Below are 21,360 nucleotides of genomic sequence, written 5' to 3' on the forward strand. Positions count from 1 at the left end.
TCAGTGCCTATTCAGCGTAAGCATCCGACTTACTGACCGCAGGATTCTAGGTACCATTCGCGTCTTACTTGAAGAGGCGTTGTATACCCATGGATCAGGCATCTCCACCCCCGACTGATAACGTCATTCAGCAAAAGAAAATGGATCGATAATCCAATGTCTTGAGTAATGGACTGTTATGGCTCAACGAGCGCGCATGGCCTTTGACCGTGGGCATTTTGTCTGTGGCCGGGCTTTATCTGTACCAATACATCCAAGTGGAAAAGGTGCCGCTGAGTATTTTGTCGGCAGCTGCGTTCACGGCGTTGCCGGCGATGTTCGCCATGTTGGTATTTGTCATCGGCATGATGGGGGCGTCGATCCTGATGCCTACATTCATCTTGTTCCTGCGCATGAATGCCACGGGCGCGCGGCTCAGTGATCAACTCAATCTCAGTCGGCAATCGCCTGAGACGACGGCTCAACATCGTCGATTGTTGATGCATTGGGCTGCCAGTCTCGTGGTGCTGGCGGTGTTCTGGTTATCGGCGGTGTACCTGTCCGCGAACGCAGAAAGCGGACCGCTTCAGACTGTTTGCTGGGTAGTGGCGATCGCTGTGACGGTACTGGCCTATACCTGCATCATCATTCGTGCCCGGCCGGCCAATATCGCGCGGCGCGAGCTTTCCGTGGAGTTCTGGATCGCGAGTGCCAGTGCCGGCGTCATTCAGATGCTGATTGTTCTGATGGTCACCGTGCCTGTCTCGCGCGCGTTCGGCGAATACTCCGACAGTGTCGTGCTGTTTGCGCCTGTCATGTTGGCTGAAATAGTGGTGCTATTTCTGATTCAGGGGCTTGGGGCGTGCCTTGTGGCGTGCATGAACGATCATAAAAACCCGGTGGCGCTGGCATCCTTGGCCGCCCTTGGGCTTTTGGTCGTGCTGGGGCTTATCCCTGTGACGGGCGCAAAGTTGGGAGGCCTGCCGCTGCAAGCCTCCGCGTCGGGAGGGCGTATGTGTACCGTCATGACCTGGTCAGAGGGGGCCAAGGTTCCCGGCATGCTGGTCGACGCCAAGAAACCTGAGGGCAGCATCAAGCTGCGCGTGCTGGCGGATTCGGACGGGAGCTACAGTGTTCGCCCATGGCAGGCCAAGGAAAAAACCATCACCTTCGTCCCCCACTCCAGCGTTGCCCAGCTGGATGAATGCCCCTGATTTCAGCGTTTGTTCAACACCCGAGCCAGGCGATCACCGCCCAACTGAATCACCGCCACGAGGATCACCAGCAGCACAATCACGGTGAGCATGATCTGCGTATCAAAACGCTGGTAGCCGTAGCGGTAGGCAATGTCGCCCAGGCCGCCCGCGCCAATCGCGCCGGCCATGGCCGACGAGTTGATCATGGTCACCAGGGTGATGGTGAACCCGCCGACAATCCCCGGCAGCGCTTCCGGCAACAGCACGTGCCAGATGATGTGCCACCGGCGGCAGCCCATGGCTTGTGCCGCTTCGATCAGGCCGTGGTCGACCTCGCGCAGGCTCACCTCGGCAATGCGCGCAAAAAACGGTGTGGCGGCGATGGTCAGCGGCACCACGGCGGCCCATACGCCGTAGGTGGTGCCAACGATCAGCCGCGTGAACGGGATCAACGCCACCATCAGGATCAGGAACGGAATCGAGCGGAACAGATTGACGAACGCCCCCAGCACGCGGTTTAACGCCGGTGCCTGGTAGATGCCGCCTTTGTCGCTGGTGACCAAAAACACCGCCAGCGGGATGCCTACCAGCAACGCAATCAACGATGACACGCCGACCATCAACAAGGTGTCGATGGCGCCCTGCACTAAACGATCAAACCACATAGCCCAGCACCTCCACCTGTTGTGCCCAATTGCCGGCGCGGTTGCGCAGTTCTTCTGCGGTGTGAGGCGAGCCATTCACCGCCAGCAGCAGTTGACCGAGGGCATGCCCCTGGATGCGTTCCACGCCGCCTTGCAGCAAGCGCACGCGACCGCCGAGGGCGCTGAACAGCGCGGCCAGGTCCGGCTCGTCGGAATCACTGCCGGTGAATTGCAGCCGCAGCACTATCGCCGCGTCGCCGGTCGCCGGCTTGGCCTGCAAACGGCTTTGCAACTCGTCCGGCAGCCCATGTTGCAGCGGTGCCAGCAGGGTCTTGCTGACCTCATGCTGCGGGTTGCCGAACACTTGCCACACCGGGCCTTGCTCGACGACACGCCCATGCTCCAGCACCACCACGCGGTCGCAGATTTCGCGGATCACCGCCATTTCATGGGTGATCAATACGATGGTCAGGCCCAGGCGCTGGTTGATCTCGCGCAGCAGGCCGAGGATCGATTGGGTGGTCTCCGGGTCGAGGGCCGACGTGGCCTCGTCGCACAGCAAAATCTGTGGGTCGTGTACCAGCGAACGAGCGATGCCCACGCGCTGTTTCTGCCCGCCGGACAGTTGCGCCGGGTAGGACGTGTGCTTGTCTTGCAGCCCCACCAGCTCCAGCAGCTCGCGCACCTTCTGCTCGCGCTGGGCCTTGGGAACGCCCGCCACTTTCAGCGGCAACTCGACGTTCTGCCACACCGTCTTGGCTGACATCAGGTTGAAGTGCTGGAAGATCATGCCGATGCGCCGACGTAGCGCCACCAGGTGGTCTTCGTCGAAGTCACCGATGTCGACCTGATCGATCAACACCCGCCCGCTGCTGGGTTGTTCCAGGCGGTTGATGGTGCGGATCAGCGACGACTTGCCGGCGCCGCTGCGACCAATGATGCCGAACACTTCACCGCGCTGGATCGCCAGGTCGATGCCCTGCAAGGCGTGCACAGTGCCGTCGTAGGTCTTGCCCAGGTTGATAAAGCGCACGTGGGCACGGTTCAGGTCAGGGTGCAGTTCTGTCTGCTCGGCGTCCCTGGGCGGCAAGCCCAGGTCGCGCAGTTGAGAGTGGGCGGCGGTCATTTTTTATCTTCCCAGCCGACCTGATAGAGCTTGCCCAGGGATTTATCCAACGCAGCGCGGACTACAGGCGAATGCTGGTAGATGTCGACGAACTTGATTACGCGCGGGTCGGTCTTGCTCTTGGGCTGGATCACGAACTGGATCACGTACTCCGGGTGGTCGAGGCCGTCGAACAGCAGTGCCGACTCGGCATCGAAGGTCTTGGACAGGCGGATATACGCCGGGTAGCCCTGCACCAGATCGGCGTCGTCATAGGCGCGTACCAGTTGCACGGCCTCGACTTGCAGGATCTTGATCTTCTTCGGGTTACTGACGATGTCTTCTTCGGTGGCCTTGTAGCCCACCCCCGGCTTGAGGGTGATCAAGCCCGCCTTGGCCAGCAATTGCAGGCCGCGACCGCTGTTGATCGGGTCGTTGGCAATCGCCACGCTGGCGCCTTCGGGCAGGTCGTTGATGCTCTTGTACTTTTTCGAATACAGGCCGACGTTGTTGATGATGCCCGGCGCGTATGGCACCAGGTCAAAACCGGCGGCGGCCTTGGCGTTTTCCAGGAACGGGATGTGCTGGAAGTAGTTCACGTCGATATCGCCAGCAGCCAGGCTGACGTTGGGCGCGATCCAGTCGGTGAACTCCACCAACTCGACCTTCAGGCCTTGCTTGCCCGCTTCGGCCACCGCGGCTTCCAGGGGAATAGCGAAGGCGGCAGTGGTGCCGATTTTCAACGGTGCATCAGCGGCGAACACCGCCGAGCTGAACAGTCCGAATGCCAGGGCCAGTGCTTTGACTGGGTGGGAGAGCAGTGTTTTTTTCATGATCGATTTCCAGTCATAAGGTGTTGGTAAGAACAATGCGGTCAATGGTGGGAGCCGGCTTGCCTGCGATGGCGGTCTGTCAGGCAACTCTTTTTCGCTGATCCTCCGCCATCGCAGGCAAGCCAGCTCCCACATTTTTGATTAGTGTCTGTAGTGGGATCCGGTGTGTTGTTCGGGAAGGCGGGCGCTGCCTTGAAAGACTTTTTCCCGCAGCGTTCCCTGTTCATATGCAGTCTTGTACGACCCGCGCTTTTGCAACTCCGGCACCACCAGGTCGATAAAGTCCACGTAGCTTTCCGGCGTGACGATGCGCGTGAGGTTGAAGCCATCCAGGTCGGTTTCGCTGATCCAGGATTCCAGCTCGTCGGCGACCTGTTCGGGCGAGCCGACCAGGGTGATGTAGCGGCCGCCCAGGGCGTGTTGCTCCAGCAACTTGCGCCGGGTCCAGTCGTTGTTCTGCAGGTTCTTGGTGGCAGACTGGATCGCGTTGCTCTTCACGTACTGGATCGGTTCGTCCAGTTCGTACTGGGCAAAATCGATGGCGGTGGACGCCGAGAAATGCGCCACGCCGGCTTCCGGGCTGGCATAGCTCAGGTATTCGGCGTGCTTGGCCCAGGCAAGCTCCTCGGTGGCGCCCACGATCACGTTGAGGCCCATGAACACCTTGATGTCATCCGGATTGCGTCCGGCCTCGACCGCACTGGCACGCACCTTGTCCACCTGGACCTTGGTCGCGGCCTTGTTCTGCCCGCTGATGAAGACGCACTCGGCATGGCGCCCGGCGAACAGCAGGCCGCGATCCGAGCTGCCAGCCTGGAACAGCACCGGCGTGCGTTGCGGCGAGGGTTCGCACAGGTGATAACCCTCCACCTGGTAGAACTCGCCGTGGTGCTCGACCTTGTGCACCTTGCCCGGCTGCGCATACACCCGCGCCTGCGGGTCGTTGAGCACCGCGCCGTCCTCCCAGCTGCCTTCCCAGAGTTTGTAGAGCACCTCCAGGTATTCATCGGCCTAGTCGTAACGGCGGTCATGTTCGACCTGCTCGGTAAGGCCCATGGCCTTGGCTGCGCTGTCGAGGTAGCCGGTGACGATGTTCCAGCCCACGCGGCCACGGCTGAGGTGGTCCAGCGTGGACATGCGCCGGGCGAACAGATACGGCGGCTCGTAGGTGAGGTTGGCAGTGAGGCCGAAACCGAGATTCCGGGTGACCGCCGCCATCGCCGAGACCAGCAGCAGCGGGTCGTTCACCGGCAGTTGGATCGACTCCTTGAGCGGCACATCGACCGAGTTCTGGTACACGTCGTAGACGCCGACGATATCGGCGATGAACAGGCCATCGAACAGCCCGCGCTCCAGGGTTTGCGCCAGGTCGGTCCAGTACTCGATCGTCTTGTACTGGGTGGAGGTGTCCCGTGGGTGGGTCCACAGGCCGTGGTTGATATGCCCGATGCAGTTCATGTTGAAGGCATTGAGCAGGATTTTCTTCTTCGCCATCAGAGGGTCCCCCGCAGTGGCGGGTTTTCATCGTTGAGGTAGTAATTGCCCACCGCGTGGTACTTCCAGCGCACCGGGTCGTGCAGGGTGTGGACGCGGGCGTTGCGCCAGTGACGGTCGAGGCCGTGCTCGGCCAAGGTCGCCTGGCTGCCGGCGAGTTCGAACAAGGTGCTGCCGGCGGCCAGGGATATTTCGGTGCTCAAGGCGCGCACTTCGGCGACGGCAATCGAGGCCGCCGCCACCGTCTCGGCATTGCTGTCGGCCTGGGCGCGGTCGAGGAATTCGCCGGAGCGTTCCAGCAGCGCTTCGGCGGCGTGCAGGCGGATGCTCAGGTGGCCGAAGCTTTTCAGGGTCAGCGGGTCTTCGGTGGCCTTGTCGTTGCCGGCGTCGATCCACGGGCGGGTCTTGGTGCGCACGAAGTGCAGCGCATCTTCGAAGGCCGCGCGGGCGATACCGGTGTCGATGGCGGCGTGAAGAATCTGCGCCAGGGGGCCGACCGTGGTCGGGCGCTCGAAAGCGCTCTGGAACGGGATCACGTCTTGCGCCGCGACCCACACGTTGTCGAACACCACCGAACCGCTGCCGGTGGTGCGCTGGCCGAAGCCGCTCCAGTCATCGATCACGCTCAGGCCTTCGCTGTCGCGCGCGACAAAGGCGAGGTGCTGCACGCCATGTTCATCCACCACCGAGGTGGGAATGCGTTGAGCGTAGATCGCACCGGTGGAATAGAACTTGCGGCCGCTGATACGGAAACCGTCACCGTCGCGGGTGATTTTGGTGACGCGGTCATGGGCGGTCTTGGTGCCCAGTTCCGCCAGGGCGTTGCCGAAACGCTGGCCGGCCAATACTTCGGCGTACAGGCGCTGTTGTTGCGCCGGGCTGCCGTTCACACGCAGCACTTCCAGGGCATAGAAATGGTTTTGCGGGATCTGGCCCAGGGACGCGTCCGCCTGGGCGATCAGGGCGATGACCTTGGCCAGGGTGACGTTGGAAACGCCCGCGCCGCCGAATTCCTTGGGTACGCTGATGCCCCACAGGCCGGAGCGCGAGAATACGTCCAGTTCGGGCAAGGGCAGGCGGCGCTCGCGGTCACGCTGGGCGCTGTCGCGGCGGAAGTCTTCGGCCAGGTCGCTGGCGACAATAAGGGCTTGTTCGTCGCTGGTAATGACCGCGACGGGGTGAGAGAAAGTCATGATGTTCTCCAGAGGTCTGGTCGGTCAGATCCAGGAATGGCGAGCCGGCAAGGTACCGTTCAATCGATAGGCGCCGATGGCGTGATACTTCCAGCGCACCGGGTCGTGCAGGGTGTGCACGCGGGCGTTGCGCCAATGACGGTCGAGGTTGAATTCGGCAAGGGTGGCGCGGCTGCCGGCCAGTTCGAAGAGCTTTTCGCTGACCAGCAGCGCCACTTCGGTGGTCAGTACCTTGGCCTCGGCCACCGCAATGGATGCGCGCGCAGCGGACTGCGCGGTGATCGGCGCGGCGCTGACCTGGTCCAGCACCTGGCCGGCCTTGCGCAGCAGGGCTTCGGCGGCGTGCAGTTCGATCTTCAGCTTGCCGATGTCGGCGATTACATACAGGTCATCGCTGGCGCGTTCGACCTTGGCGTCGATCCATGGGCGCGAGCGCTCACGCACGAAGGCGATGGTGTCATCCAGCGCGCCACGGGCGATGCCGGCGTCGATGGCCGCCTGGATCAGCTGCGAGACGGCGCCCTGGATAGTCGGGGTTTCGCCGATGCGCCAGTTCTCAACTACCAGCTCCGCGTCCACCGGCACCTTGTCCAGCAGCACGGTGCCGCTGGCGGTGGTGCGCTGGCCGAAGCCGGACCAATCGTCAACGATGCGCAGGCCTTCGGTGCCACGACGCACGAACGCCATGACTTGCTTGCCGTCATCGTTCAGGGCCTTCACGGCCACCCAATGGGCAAACAATGCGCCGGTGGAATAAAACTTCTGGCCGCTGATCACATAACCATCACCCTCGGCGGTGATGCGCGCCTTGAGTTCCAGGGTGTTCTTGGTGCCGCGTTCCGGGCCGCCATTGCCGATGCGCCAGCCGTCGAGGACGCTCTGGAACAGCTGCTTTTTCTGGCGTTCGGTGGCGGCGCCCTGCAACAGGTGCAGGATGCCGAAATGGTTCTGCGGGATCTGCCCGAGGGCCGGGTCTGCCGCACTGATGATCGCGAACACGTCGGCCAGGGTCACGAACGACACCTGCGGCCCGCCGTACTCACGGGGAATGGAAATACTGCCCAGCCCACTGCGGGTGAACTGCTCGATCTGTGCCCACGGCAGCTTGCGTTGCTGGTCGCGTTTGGCGGCTTGCAGGCGTGCAGCCTGGGCCAACTCATTGGCAGCCTTCAGCGCCTCTGCATCGTTGCGCAGCACGGCGGCCGGCAACAGCAGGGGAGCGACATCCAGATCACTCTGGGGGGGTGTTAGAGCCAAGTTAGACATCAGCGCCGCTCCTTGGCTGCACGTAATGCCCTGGCGTTACGCACCGGGGTAATTCTGACCATACCGACCTCGCATTCAATGAAATAAAAACAGAAAAATCAGGAATGTCCGGTGGTCCGGTGCATATACCCTAAGCGTGTTAAATATTTAAATAAACTAACTTTTGGGAATATGCATAGAAGGTCTGTCACCCCGGTTCGCAAGGTGAACCGATAGGGCGTGGCTGATAGATCAGCGCCGTCCCGGCGGGCCGGGACTCTGCCTCGCTGGCGATGCGCAGCGTGCGGGAGGGCGCCCAGCGTGAATTGTTGCCGACGCGGTCAAGAATGCAGTACGTCACTTCCAGCCGACAGTCGTCTCCCGCTTCGATAATCAGCGTCGAGGGCACCCATACCTGTACCGCCATGCCGACTTCCCTGGCCCGGATTTTCGGCAGATCCAGGCGCGCATCGCCCCAGCGCAAGGTGATGGCATCGCCGGTGGTCATGTGCAGGTAGGGCTCGATGGTCAGGGGAATACCGCGCCGTACCTGGCTGGCGTTGACGCCGTAGCGGCGGATGGTGTCGGGCAGGCCCACGGGGGCGAGGTTCTGGTTTTCGTCACAGCAAAGGGGCGAGGGCTGGCCGCCTGGGCAACGGGTCTTTACACGCACTCGCGTCACGGCTGAGCGAGCAGGGGTATGGCCGACTTGCATGACCTGGTAATGCACCTGCGTCGGCCCCTCCAGCACAAAACTCTCTGGTACCCGCAGGTGAGTGAACTCGCCGATCTTGCCGGTGGTGATCCGACGTGAAGCGGCGAAACAGTTGTTCCAGAACAGCTCAATCAGGTCGCCTTCATCCATGCCGGGATACGGCGGGATGTCGACCTGCAAGTGCGCGGCGGCCAGGGCATTGATGCCATTGCCGACGGCCTGGGGCAGTGTCGGGGCGGTGAGCAGGGGGTGCGTCATAAGTAATCTCCTTGATGCAGCCAGCAGCAATCGCTCCGGACCTTTGGCGCAGGTGTGCGCGGTGGGCCGAACGAAACGATTCAGTGAATAGCCGGGATAGGATCCAATCCTCTGGGCGCTAGATAAGAGGGTTGGCCGAGGGGCGTCAATGGCGGCAAAGGGCTAAACGGCGGTGTTGGCGTGATTCAGAAGGGTCTGACTGAGGCGAGGATATTCAGGCGGGTGCGGTGGGGTGTTTTTCAGGTTGGAATGAGGACTTCGTGTAGGAACAGGCTTGTGTGGGAGCTGGCTTGCCTGCGAAGGCGTCGCCACGGTGAGACAGGTTCACCGAGGTGGCTGCGTCGCAGGCAAGCCAGCTCCCACACAAAGCCTCAGTGGGCGAGGAATTTACTCAGGAACTGTTTGGTACGCTCTTCCTTGGGGTTGGCGAACAGTGCCTTGGCTTCGCCTTGCTCCACGATCACGCCCTTGTCGAAAAAGATCACCCGATTGGCCACATCGCGGGCGAAGCTCATCTCGTGGGTGACGATGACCATGGTGCGGTTTTCCTCGGCGAGGCTGCGAATGGTTGCCAGCACTTCGCCCACCAACTCCGGGTCGAGGGCCGAGGTGGGTTCGTCGAATAGAATCACCTCCGGCTCCATGGCCAGCGCCCGTGCAATGGCGACGCGCTGCTGTTGGCCACCGGACAGGCGCCGTGGGTAGGCGTCTTCCTTGCCCGCCAGGCCGACCCTGGCCAGCAGCTTGCGCCCCAGCGCGACAGCGGCCTCGCGGGGCATCTTCTTGACCACGGTGGGGCCTTCGATGACGTTTTCCAGCGCGGTGCGATGGGGGAACAGGTTGAAGCTCTGAAACACAAAACCCACGTGCTGGCGCAGGCGCCGTACCTGGCTCTGTTGCTGGTTGATCGGCTTGCTGGTGTCAATCTCGATGTCGCCCACCTTGATGCGACCGCTGGTGGGTTGTTCGAGGAAATTCAGGCAGCGCAGGAAGGTGGTCTTGCCGGAACCGCTGGGGCCGATGATGGCGATGACTTCGCCCTCCTTGACCTCAAGGTCGATGCCGTTGAGCACCACCTGACCCTTGAATTGTTTGGTCAGTTTTTCAACCACGATCATGCTTCAGGACTCCAGGTCATGCCGGTTGACCCGGTCTTCCAGACGATTCTGCAAATGCGCCAGGATGCTCGCCAGGATCCAGTAGATCAGGGCTGCGGACAGGTACATGGTGAAGATTTCGAAGGTCCGCGCAGACACCAGTTGGGCCTGGCGGAACAGCTCGGGCACCTGGATGGTGGCGGCCAGCGCCGTGTCCTTGACCAGCGAAATAAAGCTGTTGCCCAGCGGCGGCAGGGCTGTGCGCATCGCCTGCGGCAGGATGGCCCGGCGCAGGGTCTGCGCACGGGTCATGCCGATACTGGCGGCGGCTTCCCACTGGCCACGCTCGATGGAGCCGATGGCGGCGCGCAGGATTTCACAGGCGTAGGCGGCCATGTTCAGCGAAAAGCCGATCATGGCCGCCGGGATCGGATCCAGCTCGATGCCCACTTGCGGCAAGCCGTAGTAGATCAGGAACAGCTGTACCAGCAAGGGCGTGCCGCGAAAGAACGACACATAGACTCGGGCGAGCCAGCTCACCAACTTGAAGCGCGACAGGCGCATCAAGGCCAGGCCGAAGCCCAGCAGCAAGCCGAAAAACATCCCGCCGAGGCTGAGGATCACCGTGTAATACGCGCCCTTGAGCAGAAAGGGCGCGGAGTCCAGCGCGAGTTGGAAACCTGCTTCCATTATTGAGTGACGTCAGCGTTGAAGTACTTCTCGGACAGCTTCTTCAAAGTGCCGTCGGCGCGCAGTTTGTCGAGGGCCTTGTTCACAGCAGCCAGCAGTTCAGGCTCGCCTTTGCGCAGGGCAATACCGGCTTCCTGGCGGGAGAAGGCAGCACCTGCAGCAGCGGTGTCCTTGGCTTTCTTGGCATATTCCAGTGCAGCCAGGCGGTCAATCAGAATGGCGTCGACACGGCCGATGCGCAGGTCTTGGAACTTGGTTGGGTCATCGTTATAGGTTTTGACGATGGCCTTCGGTTGGTTTTCCTTGAGCCATTGTTCGTAGTTGGTGCCCAGGCCCACACCGATTTTCTTGCCAGCCAGGTCGTCGGCGGTCTTGATGGTGTCGACGTTTTTCGCCAGGGTCAGCGCCTGGATACCAGAGACGGTGTAAGGCGTGGAGAAGTCGTATTTTTGCTTGCGTGCATCGGAGATGGTCACTTGGTTGACCACCGCGTCCAGGCGCTTGGATTCCAGGGCCGCGAGGATGCCGTCCCATGGCGTCGCTTGCAGCTTGACCTTCACGCCCAGCTCTTTGGCCAGTGCTTCGGACAGCTCCACCTCGAAACCGGTGAGTTTGCCGCTTTCATCGACAAAGCTGAACGGTGGGTAGGTGCCTTCCAGGCCGATCTTGATCTCGCCTGCTTTCTTGATGTTATCCAGCTGCTCGCCAGCCACTGCCTGGCCGAGCAGGCCAGCCCCGAGTGCCAGGCCCAAAGTGCCAACCAACAATGTGCGACGCAATACAGAAATAGTCATGAAGAGCCCCTGTGTTTTTATGGTGAGCGAAGCAGGTGACGCAGTAGTCGTATCCTGCCTTAAAGCGCGTAGCGCGTCTTCGCCTACGGCGCGACTATAAAGCGGGTTTTTAAGACTTGAAAATAATATAAATATAAATTGTTATTCGATTATTGAATATACGACCTATTTAATGTGGGAGCTGGCTTGCCTGCGATAGCGGTGCAAAGGTCAGCACATCGGTAGCTGACAGACCGCCATCGCAGGCAAGCCAGCTCGCCCATTTTTTAGTCCGCGTTTATTCAATTGAATACCGAGTTGTAGGCAAATAACGCCGGCGCCCCGCCGGTATGCAGGAAAATGATCGGACCCTCTTCAAAACGCTGACACCCGATCCCATCCAACAAGCCGGCCATGGCCTTGCCAGTGTAGACAGGGTCCAGCAGCAGGCCTTCCTGGCTGGCGAGCAGCTTGATGGCTGCCAGCGTACCGGCGTTCGGCTCGCCATAACGGGGGCCGAAGTATTCATCCCAGAGATTCACCTTGAACGCCTCGGGCACCTTTACACCCAGCAACTCGGCGGTGCGTTCGGCCAGGCCCTGCACTTTCGGGCGTTGGGCTTCGTCGGTGCGGGACACGGTGACGCCAATCACCGGCAGGTTCGGCAACACTTCGCTCAAGGCCAGGGCCAGGCCACTGTGGGTACCCGCGCTGCCGGACGCCAGCACCACGGCGGAAAACGCGATGCCGCTGGCTTCGATCTGCGCCGCCAGCTCTAGCCCGGCGCGCACGTATCCCAGGGCGCCCAGGGCATTGGAGCCGCCGATAGGCACCAGGTACGGTTTCTTGCCGTTGCTGCGCAGGCGGTCGGCGAGAGCGTTGAGCTGGTCGTCGACGTTGTCGAGGTTTTCCACCAATTCCACCTTGGCGTCGAACAGCTCCAGCAGCAGGCGGTTGCCGTTGCCCAGGTAGTTCGGGTCCTCGGTGCCGGTGGGGTTTTCGAGCAGCGCGACGCAGCCCAGGCCGAGTTTGGCGGCCAGCGCAGCGGTCTGGCGCACGTGGTTGGATTGAATCGCGCCGGCGGTCACCAGGGTATCGGCGCCCTGGGCGATCGCGTCGGCGGCGAGGTATTCGAGCTTGCGCAGCTTGTTGCCGCCCATGGCCAGCGGCGTGGTGTCGTCACGTTTTACGTAGATGTCCCTGCCCGACCAGGCCGACAGCCGCTCGAGTTTTTCCAGGGCAGTGGCGCCGCCCAGCAGTTCCAGGCGGTTAAAACGGTCGAGCTGTTGTTTGATCATGGCTACGCACGGTTGCTAAGTGATGGGGCGACTATAGGCAGGCACTTTTCATCGGGCAACCGCCAATCGCTTATTCCGGATGGTTCTTGGTATCACACCATTGGTTCTTAAGGGCGGCCAGGGTGCATACCGTAAAGTGAGCGCCATTACGTCAGGAGTGAATACCGTGAGTGAGCGTTCCAGTCATTGGCAATTACAGACCATCGTCAGCCAGTTGCGCGGCGCCCGGGACCAGTGGCGGACGCGCAATGGTCGCTTGAGTGGCGAGCATGGCGGCCGCGAGTTGCCCTCGCGCGAAGCCGTGGCGCAGATCCTGGAGTCGCTGTGCGGCGCGCTGTTCCCCATGCGCCTGGGGCCGGTGGACCTGCGAGAAGAAAGCGAAGATTTCTACGTCGGCCACACCCTGGATGTGGCGCTCAATGCGTTGCTCGCCCAGGCCCGCCTGGAGTTGCGTTATGCCGCGCGCCAAGGCGGCCAGGATGACAGTGCTGTCGACGCCCACGCTATCCGCCTGATCCAGGATTTTGCCCTGGCCCTGCCGTCCCTGCGCAGTCTGTTGGACACCGACGTGCTGGCCGCCTACCACGGCGACCCCGCCGCTCGCAGCGTGGATGAAGTACTGCTGTGCTACCCCGGGATCCTGGCGGTGATTCACCACCGCCTGGCGCACCACCTGTACCGCGCCGGTTTGCCGTTGTTGGCGCGCATCAGTGCCGAGATCGCCCACTCGGCCACGGGGATCGATATCCACCCTGGTGCGCAAATCGGCCCGAGCTTCTTTATCGACCACGGGACTGGGGTGGTGATCGGTGAAACCGCGATCATCGGCGAGCGGGTGCGCATCTACCAGGCCGTGACCCTGGGTGCCAAACGCTTCCCGGCGGATGAGGACGGGCAGTTGCAGAAGGGCCACCCGCGTCACCCGATTGTCGAGGACGATGTGGTGATCTACGCCGGCGCGACCATCCTGGGGCGCATCACCATCGGCAAGGGCTCGACCATCGGCGGCAACGTGTGGCTGACGCGCAGCGTGCCGGCGGGGGCGAACATCACCCAGGCGAATTTGCAGCATGATGATGGGACGCAGAAGTAACGAACCCTCGCGAATCCCCTGTGGGAGCGGACTTGCTCGCGAATGCGGAGTATCAGTCAATGGATTTATCGGCTGACACACCGTATTCGCGAGCAAGCCCGCTCCCACATTTGGAATGCATTCCAGATTTCACGCGGATTTGTGCCAGTAATCGCTGAACGATTTGCCTCTCGCGCCCGTCATACCAATCCTTGAGCTAGTGTAGGAATTATCTACCACTCAGCCATGCGATTAGTCCCAGACCGCCTTCCTATGTTTAACTTGAATGTTCGTTCAAGTTAAACCCGGTGGTCCGCTGCCCGCTCACAACAGGAGGCTTACCTTTGCTGAGTCCGTTATTGACAGCCACATTCCCTTCCCTCGGGGTGCATCGTTCATGAGTGCATCGTCCACCCCATCCAGCAGCCTGGTGCGCATGAATGCGCCCGTCTTCTACTTTGCCGCGAGCTTCATCCTGCTGTTCGGCATCACTGTCATCGCTATTCCGCAACAGGCTGGCGCCTGGCTGCTGGCGGCGCAAAACTGGGCGGCCAATACGGTCGGCTGGTACTACATGCTGGCGATGACCCTGTATCTGGTCTTCGTGGTGGTCACCGCGCTATCGGGCTACGGCAAGATAAAACTCGGTGCCGACCACGACGAGCCCGAATTCAGTTACCTCTCCTGGGCCGGCATGCTGTTCGCCGCTGGGATCAGCATCACGCTGTTCTTCTTCTGTGTGTCCGAGCCGCTGACACACCTGGTGCAACCGCCCCAGGGCGCGCCAATGAACGCCGATGCTGCGCGCCAGGCCATGCAGATCCTGTTTCTGCACTGGGGCCTGCACGGCTGGGGCGTGTTCGCTTTTGTGGGCATGGCCCTGGCGTACTTCGCCTATCGGCATAACCTGCCGCTGGCGCTGCGTTCGGCGCTGTACCCGCTGATCGGCAAGCGCATCAACGGTCCCATCGGTTATGCGGTGGATGGCTTCGGCATCATCGCTACGGTGTTCGGCCTCGGCGCGGACATGGGCTTTGGCGTTTTGCACCTCAACTCCGGGCTCGATTACCTGTTTGGCATCGCCCACACCCAGTGGATCCAGGTCGGCCTGATTACCCTGATGATGGGCGCCGCGATCCTGGTCGCCGTCTCCGGCGTCGACAAGGGCGTGCGGGTTATGTCCGACATCAACATGCTGCTGGCCTGTGCGCTGTTGCTGTTCGTGCTGTTCGCAGGTCCCACCCAGCATTTGCTCAACACCTTGATCCAGAACATCGGTGACTACCTGGGCGCCTTGCCGACCAAGAGTTTCGATGTGTACGCCTACGACAAACCGAGCGACTGGTTGGGTGGTTGGACGGTGTTCTACTGGGCCTGGTGGATCGCATGGTCGCCGTTCGTGGGCCTGTTCATCGCACGGATTTCCCGTGGCCGCACCATCCGTGAGTTCGTGTTCGGCGTGCTGCTGATCCCGTTGGGCTTCACCCTGGCGTGGATGTCGATCTTCGGCAACAGCGCCATCGACCAGGTGCTCAACCACGGGCTGACCGCGCTCGGTCAGTCGGCCATCGATGACCCGTCGATGAGCCTCTACCTGCTGTTGGAAACCTACCCGTGGAGCAAGACAGTCATCGCGGTCACGGTGTTTATCAGCTTTGTGTTCTTCGTCACCTCCGCCGACTCCGGCACCGTGGTGCTGTCGACGCTGTCGTCCAAGGGCGGCAACGCCGACGAAGACGGGCCGAAATGGCTGCGGGTGTTCTGGGGCGCGATGACCGCGCTGGTCACCAGTGCCTTGTTGTTTGCCGGCAGTATCGACTCGCTCAAGTCAGCGGTGGTGCTGACCTCGTTGCCGTTTTCGATGATCTTGCTGCTGATGATGTGGGGGCTGCACAAGGCTTTCTACCTCGAATCGCAGAAGCAGATCGCCCAGCTGCACTCGCTGGCGCCGGTGTCGGGCTCCCGCAAGGGCACTGGCGGTTGGCGTCAGCGCTTGAGCCAGGCGGTGCATTTCCCGTCACGCGACGAGGTGTACCGTTTCCTTGAGACCACGGTGCGCCCGGCGATCGAAGAAGTGACGGCGGTGTTTGTCGAAAAAGGCCTTAGCGTCGTCACCCAGCCCGACCCGTCCAACGACAGCGTCAGCCTGGAAATCGGCCACGGCGAAGAGCATCCATTCGTTTACCAAGTGCAGATGCGCGGCTATTTCACGCCGTCATTTGCACGCGGTGGCATGGGTTCCAAGCAGCTCAACAACCGTCGCTACTACCGGGCGGAAGTGCATTTGAGCGAGGGCAGCCAGGACTACGATCTGGTCGGCTACACCAAGGAACAGATCATCAACGACATCCTCGACCAGTACGAGCGGCACCTGCAGTTCCTGCATTTGGTGCGCTGAGGTTCAGGCCCTGATCACCAGCTCCGACATCAGGGGCTGGTGTCGGTGCTTTACCCACACAACCGTCACCTGTCGCCGAGGGTGCGAGTGTTCGTCGACGGGCTCGCCGAAATCTTCGAAAATGCCCGCTAAGCCGCGTAGTAGAAGGGTTTCTTAAATTTAATTTCATCCGTCCACGCCGCTGTTTGACGCGGAACTGTCATCTGGCCACTGCGTAATTGTGTGAAGCGTTTGACGCTTTCATTTCAGAACAGTGACGGAGACCGGTACCAATGAAGACGTTATTAAGCCCCATGGTGGGTGCCGCCATGGCGAGCTTTATGCTGTCCGCCCATGCCGATTTTATCGATGACAGCCACGCCGATGTGACCCTGCTCAATCGCTATCTCAACCAGCAGGGGCGTGACGTGGTGAACAGCAATGCCAAGGCCCACAGCATTCGCGATTGGGGCCAGGGTTTCGAGTTCAACTTCAAGTCCGGCTACACCGAAGGCCCAGTGGGTTTTGGCCTGGACCTGCAGGCGTTCTACGGGTTGAAACTGGACTCCGGCGGCGACCTCAACGACAAGGATCACCAGGGCCGCTACCCCGGCAGCATGTTCCCGCTGGACAACGGCAAATCCGCCGACCAGTTCGGCGTGTTGAGCCCGACGTTCAAGATGCGTTTTGCCAAGGATGAGCTGCGTGTCGGCACGCTCTACGGCAACAACCCGATACTCGCCAACACCGACGGGCGCCTGTACCAGCAGACCAATACCGGTGTGCAACTGGTGTCCAAGGACCTCAGTGATTTCACCTTCACCGGCGGCGACATCTTCAAGACCAAGATCCGCAACGAAACCGGCGACCAGGGCATGATCACCGCCGGCGGCACCAAAGAGAGCGATCGCTTCCTGTTCGGCGGTGCGGACTACACCGGCATCCAGAACACCACAGTCAGCCTGTGGTATTCCAACCTTGAGGATTACTACCAGCAGTTTTTCCTTGGCGCCAAGCGCCATGGCGCCTTGTCCGTCGGCGCCATCGACACCGACGTGCGCGTGTTCCGCAGCCTCGGGGTGGGCGGCAACGCCGACGGTGACAAAGACTTCGCAGCGGCTGGCCTCTACGGTGACGGCACGGGCAAGGGTCGCATCAACCAGACCACCGCGAGCTTGCTTGAGAGCTACAGCCTGGACGGCCATACCGTCGGCCTGGGGATCCAGAAGAACAGTGGCGACAGCGACTTCCCGTACCTGGATTCCGGCCTGAACAGCGGCGACAACCGCCAGGGCCCCGGTTCAGGCGCCGACACCCCGGCACTGACCAACATGCAGTTGAACAAATTCCAGCACGCCGGTGAGCGCACCTGGCTGGCGCAATACAAATATGACTTCGGCAAACTCGGCCTCACCGGCCTGACGTTCTCCGCTGCCTACGCCCATGGCGATGACATCCGCACGGCGCAGGGCACCACCAGCGAATGGGAGCGTAATGTCGCCGTGGCCTATCAAGTGCCCACCGGCACCCTCAAAGGCCTGGGCGTAACCTGGAAAAATGCCCACGCCAGCCCGGACATTACCGGCGCCACCGTGCAAGATGAAAACCGCTTTTATGTCAGCTATGTCGTTCCACTCTGGTAGGCAATTGCTGTAAAACGGAAAGGCAGACTTAAGCGATTCAGCTGGTTAAAAGGCCTGGGAATATCGTTATTCCCAGGCCTTATTTGCCTACGTCCAAGAGAGGATTCGATGACTTACATTGCTGCCGAAAACCGCTATGAATCTATCCCGTATCGCCGCGTAGGCCGCAGTGGGTTGGTGCTGCCTGCACTGTCCCTGGGCCTGTGGCACAACTTTGGCGACAGCACCCCGATCGACACCCAGCGCGCCTTGCTGCGCACCGCGTTCGACCTGGGCATCAACCACTTCGACCTGGCCAACAACTACGGCCCACCGTACGGCAGCGCCGAGATCAACTTTGGCCGTTTGCTGCGCGAAGACTTCAAGCACTACCGCGATGAACTGATCATCTCCAGCAAGGCGGGCTGGGACATGTGGCCTGGTCCCTACGGCCAGGGCGGTGGCTCGCGCAAATACGTGCTGGCCAGCCTCGACCAGAGCCTGCAACGCCTGGGTGTCGACTATGTGGATATCTTCTATTCCCACCGTTTTGACGCCGATACCCCCCTGGAAGAAACCGCCAGCGCCCTCGCCACTGCCGTACAACAAGGCAAGGCGTTGTACATTGGCATCTCGTCCTACTCAGGGGTAAAAACCCGCGAAATCGCCGCCCTGCTTAAAGAGTGGAAAGTGCCGCTGCTGATTCACCAGCCGGCCTACAACCTGCTCAACCGCTGGGTGGAAAAAGACCTGCTGGACACCACCGAAGAACTCGGTGCCGGGGTGATTGCGTTCACACCGCTGGCTCAAGGGCTGCTGACCGACAAGTACCTCAACGGCGTGCCGGCGGATGCGCGGGTGAATCGTCCGGGGGGTGGTTCGTTGCAGGCCAAGCACCTGTCCGAAGCCAACATTGCCCACGTGCGTGCACTGAATGAAATCGCCCAGCGCCGGGGCCAGAGCCTGGCGCAACTGGCATTGGCCTGGACCCTGCGTGACCCACGAGTGACCAGTGCACTGATCGGTGCGAGCCGGCCGGAGCAGATCATCGAAAACGTCGGTGCGTTGAAGAACTTGAGCTTTAGCGTGGAAGAACTGGCGGAGATCGATCGGTTTGCCCAGGAAGGCGGGATCAACCTGTGGGAAAAGCCGTCTACTGCTGAGTAACCTGGCGTAGCCCGGTCAATGTGGGAGCCGGGCTTGCCCGCGATAGCGGTGTGTCAGCTAATGAATCTGTTGCTGACTCACCGCTATCGCAGGCAAGCCAGCTCCCACAGTGATTTTCAGTGTGTTTGAGAGCTAGAACGGCACATCCCCCAGGATCGTCGCGCGATGCATCACCCGCCGCTGCGGCCGGTAGTCGTCCACGGCGTAATGCTGCGTCACGCGGTTATCCCAGAACGCTACATCGTTTTCCTGCCAGCGCCAGCGGATGGTGAACTCCGGACGTGTCGCGTGGGCGAACAAGAGCTTCAGGATCGCTTCACTCTCCGCCGGCTCGAGCTCATTGATCTTGGTGGTAAACCCATCACTCACAAACAGCGACTTGCGCCCACTCACCGGATGCGTACGCACCACCGGGTGCGACAGCGGTGGGTTCTTCTTGCGGGTTTCTTCCCATCGCGCCAGGTCTTCGGCGGTGTTGCCAAAACGCTCCAGCGGGAAGGATTTGGTGAAGTCGTGGGTGGCGGTAAGCCCATCGAGCAAGCGTTTTAACGGCTCGGACAACGCCTCATACGCCGCAATGCCACTGGCCCACAGGGTATCGCCGCCAAACGCCGGCAGCAGCTTGGCGCTGAGCACCGCGCCGAGCGCCGGGGTGGGCAGGAAGGTCACGTCGGTGTGCCACACGGCGTTGTCACGCACGTCGGTGACGGCGGTGTCGAGGATCAACACTTCAGGCTGTTCCGGCACGTTGGGGTAGATCGGGTGAATGTGCAGGTCACCGAAATTCGCCGCGAACCGCGCCTGTTGTTGCGGGTTGATGTCTTGGCCGCGGAAGAACAGCACCGAATGGGTGAGCAACGCCTGTTCGATGGCGTCGCGTTGTTCGAGGTTCAGCGGCTGGGTGATATCGACACCACTGATCTGGGCGCCCAGGGCGGTGCTTAATGGGGTAACGGTCAGGCTGCTCATGCTGTTCTCACTCAATGTGCCTGGCCATGCCACGGCACCCATTTACGCTGCAGGGCCCGCAAGCCCATTTCCATGGCGAAGGCGATCAGGGCGATGACCAGGATCCCCAGCACCACCACGTCGGTGACCAGAAACTGCGCCGCCGATTGCACCATGAAGCCCAAGCCGCTGGTGGCGGCGATCAGCTCGGCGGCGACCAACGTCGACCAGCCCACACCCAGCCCGATGCGCACGCCGGTGAGGATGTCGGGCAGGGCGCTCGGCAGGATCACATGGCGAATCAGCTGCGCGCGGGTGGCGCCCAGCGACTGCGCGGCGCGCAGCTTGGCCGGGTCGACCGTGCGCACGCCCGTGGCGGTGGCGATGGCTATCGGCGCAAAGATCGCCAGGTAAATCAGCAGCACCTTGGACAGCTCGCCAATGCCGCACCAGATTACGATCAGCGGCAGGTAGGCGAGCGGCGGGATCGGCCGGTAGAACTCGATCAGCGGGTCGAGTACACCCCGGGCAATACGATTGGAACCGATGGCAATCCCCACCGGCACGGCGGTCAGCACCGCAAAGCCCAGGCCCAGGCCGATACGGCTGAGGCTCGCGCCCAGGTGCTGCCAGAGGGTGGAATCCATGTAGCCCGTGGTCGCCAGCAGCCAGCCTTTTTGCAGCACGGCGGACGGCGGCGGCAGGAACAGCGGTTCGATCAAACCGGTGGCGGTCACGGCCCACCAGATCACCAGCAAGGCGACCAGGGTCAGCAGGCTGATCCAGCGCGTGCTCAGGCTGCGACGTACCGGGATGACCGTGTGCGCGACCGGTTTAGTGACGGTGGCGGGGAGTTCGTAACTGCTCATGCGGACACCTGCCGTTGGGAGAACACTTTGCCCAGCACGTGTTCGCGGGTTTCGATAAAACGCGGGTCGGACTTGATCGCCCGCGCCGACTCACCGGCGGCGTAGCGTTGGCCGAAGTCCAGGCTCAGGCGTTCGACGATCTGGCCGGGGTTGGGCGCCAACAGGATCAGGTCGGTGGCGAGAAATACCGCCTCTTCGATGTCGTGGGTGATCAAAAACACCGGCTTGGCCGTGCGCCGCCAGACTTGCAGCAACAGCTCCTGCATCTGTTCGCGGGTGAAGGCATCGAGGGCGCCGAAGGGTTCGTCCATCAGCAACACGCGAGGGTCGGCTGCCAGGGCGCGGGCCAGGCCGACACGCTGCTTCTGGCCGCCGGAAAGCTGCCAGATGCGGCGGCTGTCGAAATCGGCCAGGTCGACCAGCGCGAGCATTTCCCGGGCGCGCACTTCGCGTTGTGCCTTGGGCACGCCGGCCAGCTCCAGGCCGAAGCCGACATTGGCCAGCACGTCCTGCCAGGGCAGCAGGGCGTCGTCCTGGAACACCACGCCGCGCTCGGCGCTGGGGCCTTTGACCGGCACGCCATCGAGGGTGATGCGCCCGGCAGACGGTTCGACAAAGCCGGCAATCAGGTTCAACAGCGAAGTCTTGCCACTGCCGGACGGGCCGAGGGCCACCAGCAATTGCTGGGGCCCCAGGTCGAGTGAGATGTCGGACAGTACCGGTTCTGTGGCGCCTGGGTACTGTGCGCTGATGCGCTCCAGCTGTAGCAAGGCCATCGCAATGAA

At 61.6% G+C, this 21,360-nt stretch carries 18 protein-coding genes and 2 pseudogenes; 6 read left to right on the forward strand and 14 right to left on the reverse strand.

Annotated elements, in window-relative coordinates; translation table 11 throughout:
• Positions 1-209: 209 nt before the first annotated feature.
• Positions 210-1,193, forward strand: coding sequence for a hypothetical protein (locus KHP07_RS26180; protein WP_250883887.1), 984 nt, complete (start codon positions 210-212; stop codon positions 1,191-1,193).
• Positions 1,194-1,195: 2 nt separating this feature from the next.
• On the opposite strand, the gene KHP07_RS26185 is transcribed toward KHP07_RS26180, so the two are convergent.
• The 11 genes and pseudogenes from KHP07_RS26185 to KHP07_RS26235 all read right to left on the reverse strand — a co-directional run bounded on the left by KHP07_RS26185 (position 1,196) and on the right by KHP07_RS26235 (position 12,520).
• On the reverse strand, positions 1,196-1,840 hold the full coding sequence (locus KHP07_RS26185) for a methionine ABC transporter permease (protein WP_016974994.1): 645 nt from the start codon (positions 1,838-1,840) through the stop codon (positions 1,196-1,198).
• The gene (locus KHP07_RS26190; protein ID WP_214498298.1) at positions 1,830-2,945 is read right to left on the reverse strand and encodes a methionine ABC transporter ATP-binding protein; all 1,116 of its coding nucleotides are present in this window, start codon (positions 2,943-2,945) and stop codon (positions 1,830-1,832) included. The genes KHP07_RS26185 and KHP07_RS26190 overlap by 11 nt, the downstream gene beginning before the upstream one ends.
• Complete coding sequence (locus KHP07_RS26195) at positions 2,942-3,757, reverse strand: MetQ/NlpA family ABC transporter substrate-binding protein (RefSeq protein ID WP_078046363.1); 816 nt, start codon at positions 3,755-3,757, stop codon at positions 2,942-2,944. The genes KHP07_RS26190 and KHP07_RS26195 overlap by 4 nt, the downstream gene beginning before the upstream one ends.
• Positions 3,758-3,898: 141 nt before the next feature.
• Positions 3,899-5,251 (reverse strand): annotated as a pseudogene (locus tag KHP07_RS26200) (LLM class flavin-dependent oxidoreductase).
• Positions 5,251-6,444 carry an SfnB family sulfur acquisition oxidoreductase gene (locus KHP07_RS26205; protein WP_214498299.1) on the reverse strand — a complete coding sequence of 398 codons (1,194 nt, stop codon included), beginning with the start codon at positions 6,442-6,444 and terminating at the stop codon, positions 5,251-5,253. Before KHP07_RS26205 ends, KHP07_RS26200 begins: the two are co-directional and overlap by 1 nt.
• 24 nt (positions 6,445-6,468) lie before the next feature.
• Positions 6,469-7,710 carry an SfnB family sulfur acquisition oxidoreductase gene (locus KHP07_RS26210; RefSeq protein ID WP_214498300.1) on the reverse strand — a complete coding sequence of 414 codons (1,242 nt, stop codon included), beginning with the start codon at positions 7,708-7,710 and terminating at the stop codon, positions 6,469-6,471.
• A gap of 187 nt (positions 7,711-7,897) precedes the next feature.
• Complete coding sequence (locus KHP07_RS26215) at positions 7,898-8,662, reverse strand: hypothetical protein (RefSeq protein ID WP_214498301.1); 765 nt, start codon at positions 8,660-8,662, stop codon at positions 7,898-7,900.
• Between the two features lie 371 nt (positions 8,663-9,033).
• Positions 9,034-9,780, reverse strand: coding sequence for an L-cystine ABC transporter ATP-binding protein TcyN (gene tcyN, locus KHP07_RS26220; RefSeq protein ID WP_078046368.1), 747 nt, complete (start codon positions 9,778-9,780; stop codon positions 9,034-9,036).
• Positions 9,781-9,783: 3 nt separating this feature from the next.
• The gene (tcyL, locus tag KHP07_RS26225) at positions 9,784-10,449 is read right to left on the reverse strand and encodes a cystine ABC transporter permease (protein ID WP_010214112.1); all 666 of its coding nucleotides are present in this window, start codon (positions 10,447-10,449) and stop codon (positions 9,784-9,786) included.
• A complete protein-coding gene (gene tcyJ, locus KHP07_RS26230) occupies positions 10,449-11,243 on the reverse strand; it encodes a cystine ABC transporter substrate-binding protein (RefSeq protein ID WP_078046369.1) in 795 nt (264 codons plus the stop codon). Before tcyJ ends, tcyL begins: the two co-directional genes overlap by 1 nt.
• A 281-nt stretch (positions 11,244-11,524) precedes the next feature.
• Positions 11,525-12,520 carry a D-cysteine desulfhydrase gene (locus KHP07_RS26235; RefSeq protein WP_078046370.1) on the reverse strand — a complete coding sequence of 332 codons (996 nt, stop codon included), beginning with the start codon at positions 12,518-12,520 and terminating at the stop codon, positions 11,525-11,527.
• Positions 12,521-12,686: 166 nt separating this feature from the next.
• On the opposite strand from KHP07_RS26235, the gene epsC reads away from it, so the two are divergent.
• From epsC to mgrA, 5 genes and pseudogenes are all read left to right on the forward strand, one after another.
• The gene (gene epsC / locus KHP07_RS26240; protein WP_078046371.1) at positions 12,687-13,613 is read left to right on the forward strand and encodes a serine O-acetyltransferase EpsC; all 927 of its coding nucleotides are present in this window, start codon (positions 12,687-12,689) and stop codon (positions 13,611-13,613) included.
• 415 nt (positions 13,614-14,028) lie between these two features.
• A complete protein-coding gene (betT, locus tag KHP07_RS26245; RefSeq protein WP_174555869.1) occupies positions 14,029-15,990 on the forward strand; it encodes a choline transporter BetT in 1,962 nt (653 codons plus the stop codon).
• Between the two features lie 39 nt (positions 15,991-16,029).
• Positions 16,030-16,122 (forward strand): annotated as a pseudogene (locus tag KHP07_RS29630) (LysR family transcriptional regulator); the annotation flags it as partial.
• A 161-nt stretch (positions 16,123-16,283) separates the two neighbouring features.
• On the forward strand, positions 16,284-17,612 hold the full coding sequence (locus KHP07_RS26250) for an OprD family outer membrane porin (RefSeq protein ID WP_214498318.1): 1,329 nt from the start codon (positions 16,284-16,286) through the stop codon (positions 17,610-17,612).
• A gap of 108 nt (positions 17,613-17,720) precedes the next feature.
• Positions 17,721-18,758: an L-glyceraldehyde 3-phosphate reductase gene (mgrA, locus tag KHP07_RS26255; RefSeq protein ID WP_078046374.1), complete on the forward strand. Its 1,038-nt coding sequence runs from the start codon at positions 17,721-17,723 to the stop codon at positions 18,756-18,758.
• Positions 18,759-18,890: 132 nt separating this feature from the next.
• Here the strand turns inward: mgrA and tauD are convergent, their stop codons facing one another.
• The 3 genes from tauD to tauB are packed head-to-tail and all read right to left on the reverse strand — an operon-like array spanning position 18,891 to position 21,351.
• Positions 18,891-19,727 carry a taurine dioxygenase gene (gene tauD, locus KHP07_RS26260; RefSeq protein WP_099491426.1) on the reverse strand — a complete coding sequence of 279 codons (837 nt, stop codon included), beginning with the start codon at positions 19,725-19,727 and terminating at the stop codon, positions 18,891-18,893.
• 11 nt (positions 19,728-19,738) lie between these two features.
• Positions 19,739-20,575 carry a taurine ABC transporter permease TauC gene (gene tauC, locus KHP07_RS26265; protein ID WP_078046376.1) on the reverse strand — a complete coding sequence of 279 codons (837 nt, stop codon included), beginning with the start codon at positions 20,573-20,575 and terminating at the stop codon, positions 19,739-19,741.
• A complete protein-coding gene (tauB, locus tag KHP07_RS26270) occupies positions 20,572-21,351 on the reverse strand; it encodes a taurine ABC transporter ATP-binding subunit (protein ID WP_214498302.1) in 780 nt (259 codons plus the stop codon). The genes tauC and tauB overlap by 4 nt, the downstream gene beginning before the upstream one ends.
• Between the last annotated feature and the right edge of the window lie 9 nt (positions 21,352-21,360).

It is taken from the genome of Pseudomonas sp. VS40, from assembly GCF_018587885.1.
GTDB lineage: Bacteria > Pseudomonadota > Gammaproteobacteria > Pseudomonadales > Pseudomonadaceae > Aquipseudomonas > Aquipseudomonas pergaminensis.

Bases quoted from the DNA above. Each gene is read 5' to 3' on its own strand.
- tauC (WP_078046376.1), bottom strand. From the start codon at position 20,575: ATGAGCAGTTACGAACTCCCCGCCACCGTCACTAAACCGGTCGCGCAC.
- mgrA (WP_078046374.1), top strand. From the start codon at position 17,721: ATGACTTACATTGCTGCCGAAAACCGCTATGAATCTATCCCGTATCGC.
- KHP07_RS26205 (WP_214498299.1), bottom strand. From the start codon at position 6,444: ATGACTTTCTCTCACCCCGTCGCGGTCATTACCAGCGACGAACAAGCC.
- KHP07_RS26185 (WP_016974994.1), bottom strand. From the start codon at position 1,840: ATGTGGTTTGATCGTTTAGTGCAGGGCGCCATCGACACCTTGTTGATG.
- KHP07_RS26250 (WP_214498318.1), top strand. From the start codon at position 16,284: ATGGTGGGTGCCGCCATGGCGAGCTTTATGCTGTCCGCCCATGCCGAT.
- KHP07_RS26195 (WP_078046363.1), bottom strand. From the start codon at position 3,757: ATGAAAAAAACACTGCTCTCCCACCCAGTCAAAGCACTGGCCCTGGCA.
- KHP07_RS26210 (WP_214498300.1), bottom strand. From the start codon at position 7,710: ATGTCTAACTTGGCTCTAACACCCCCCCAGAGTGATCTGGATGTCGCT.
- tauD (WP_099491426.1), bottom strand. From the start codon at position 19,727: ATGAGCAGCCTGACCGTTACCCCATTAAGCACCGCCCTGGGCGCCCAG.
- tcyJ (WP_078046369.1), bottom strand. From the start codon at position 11,243: ATGACTATTTCTGTATTGCGTCGCACATTGTTGGTTGGCACTTTGGGC.
- tauB (WP_214498302.1), bottom strand. From the start codon at position 21,351: ATGGCCTTGCTACAGCTGGAGCGCATCAGCGCACAGTACCCAGGCGCC.
- KHP07_RS26215 (WP_214498301.1), bottom strand. From the start codon at position 8,662: ATGACGCACCCCCTGCTCACCGCCCCGACACTGCCCCAGGCCGTCGGC.
- betT (WP_174555869.1), top strand. From the start codon at position 14,029: ATGAATGCGCCCGTCTTCTACTTTGCCGCGAGCTTCATCCTGCTGTTC.
- tcyN (WP_078046368.1), bottom strand. From the start codon at position 9,780: ATGATCGTGGTTGAAAAACTGACCAAACAATTCAAGGGTCAGGTGGTG.
- KHP07_RS26190 (WP_214498298.1), bottom strand. From the start codon at position 2,945: ATGACCGCCGCCCACTCTCAACTGCGCGACCTGGGCTTGCCGCCCAGG.
- tcyL (WP_010214112.1), bottom strand. From the start codon at position 10,449: ATGGAAGCAGGTTTCCAACTCGCGCTGGACTCCGCGCCCTTTCTGCTC.
- KHP07_RS26235 (WP_078046370.1), bottom strand. From the start codon at position 12,520: ATGATCAAACAACAGCTCGACCGTTTTAACCGCCTGGAACTGCTGGGC.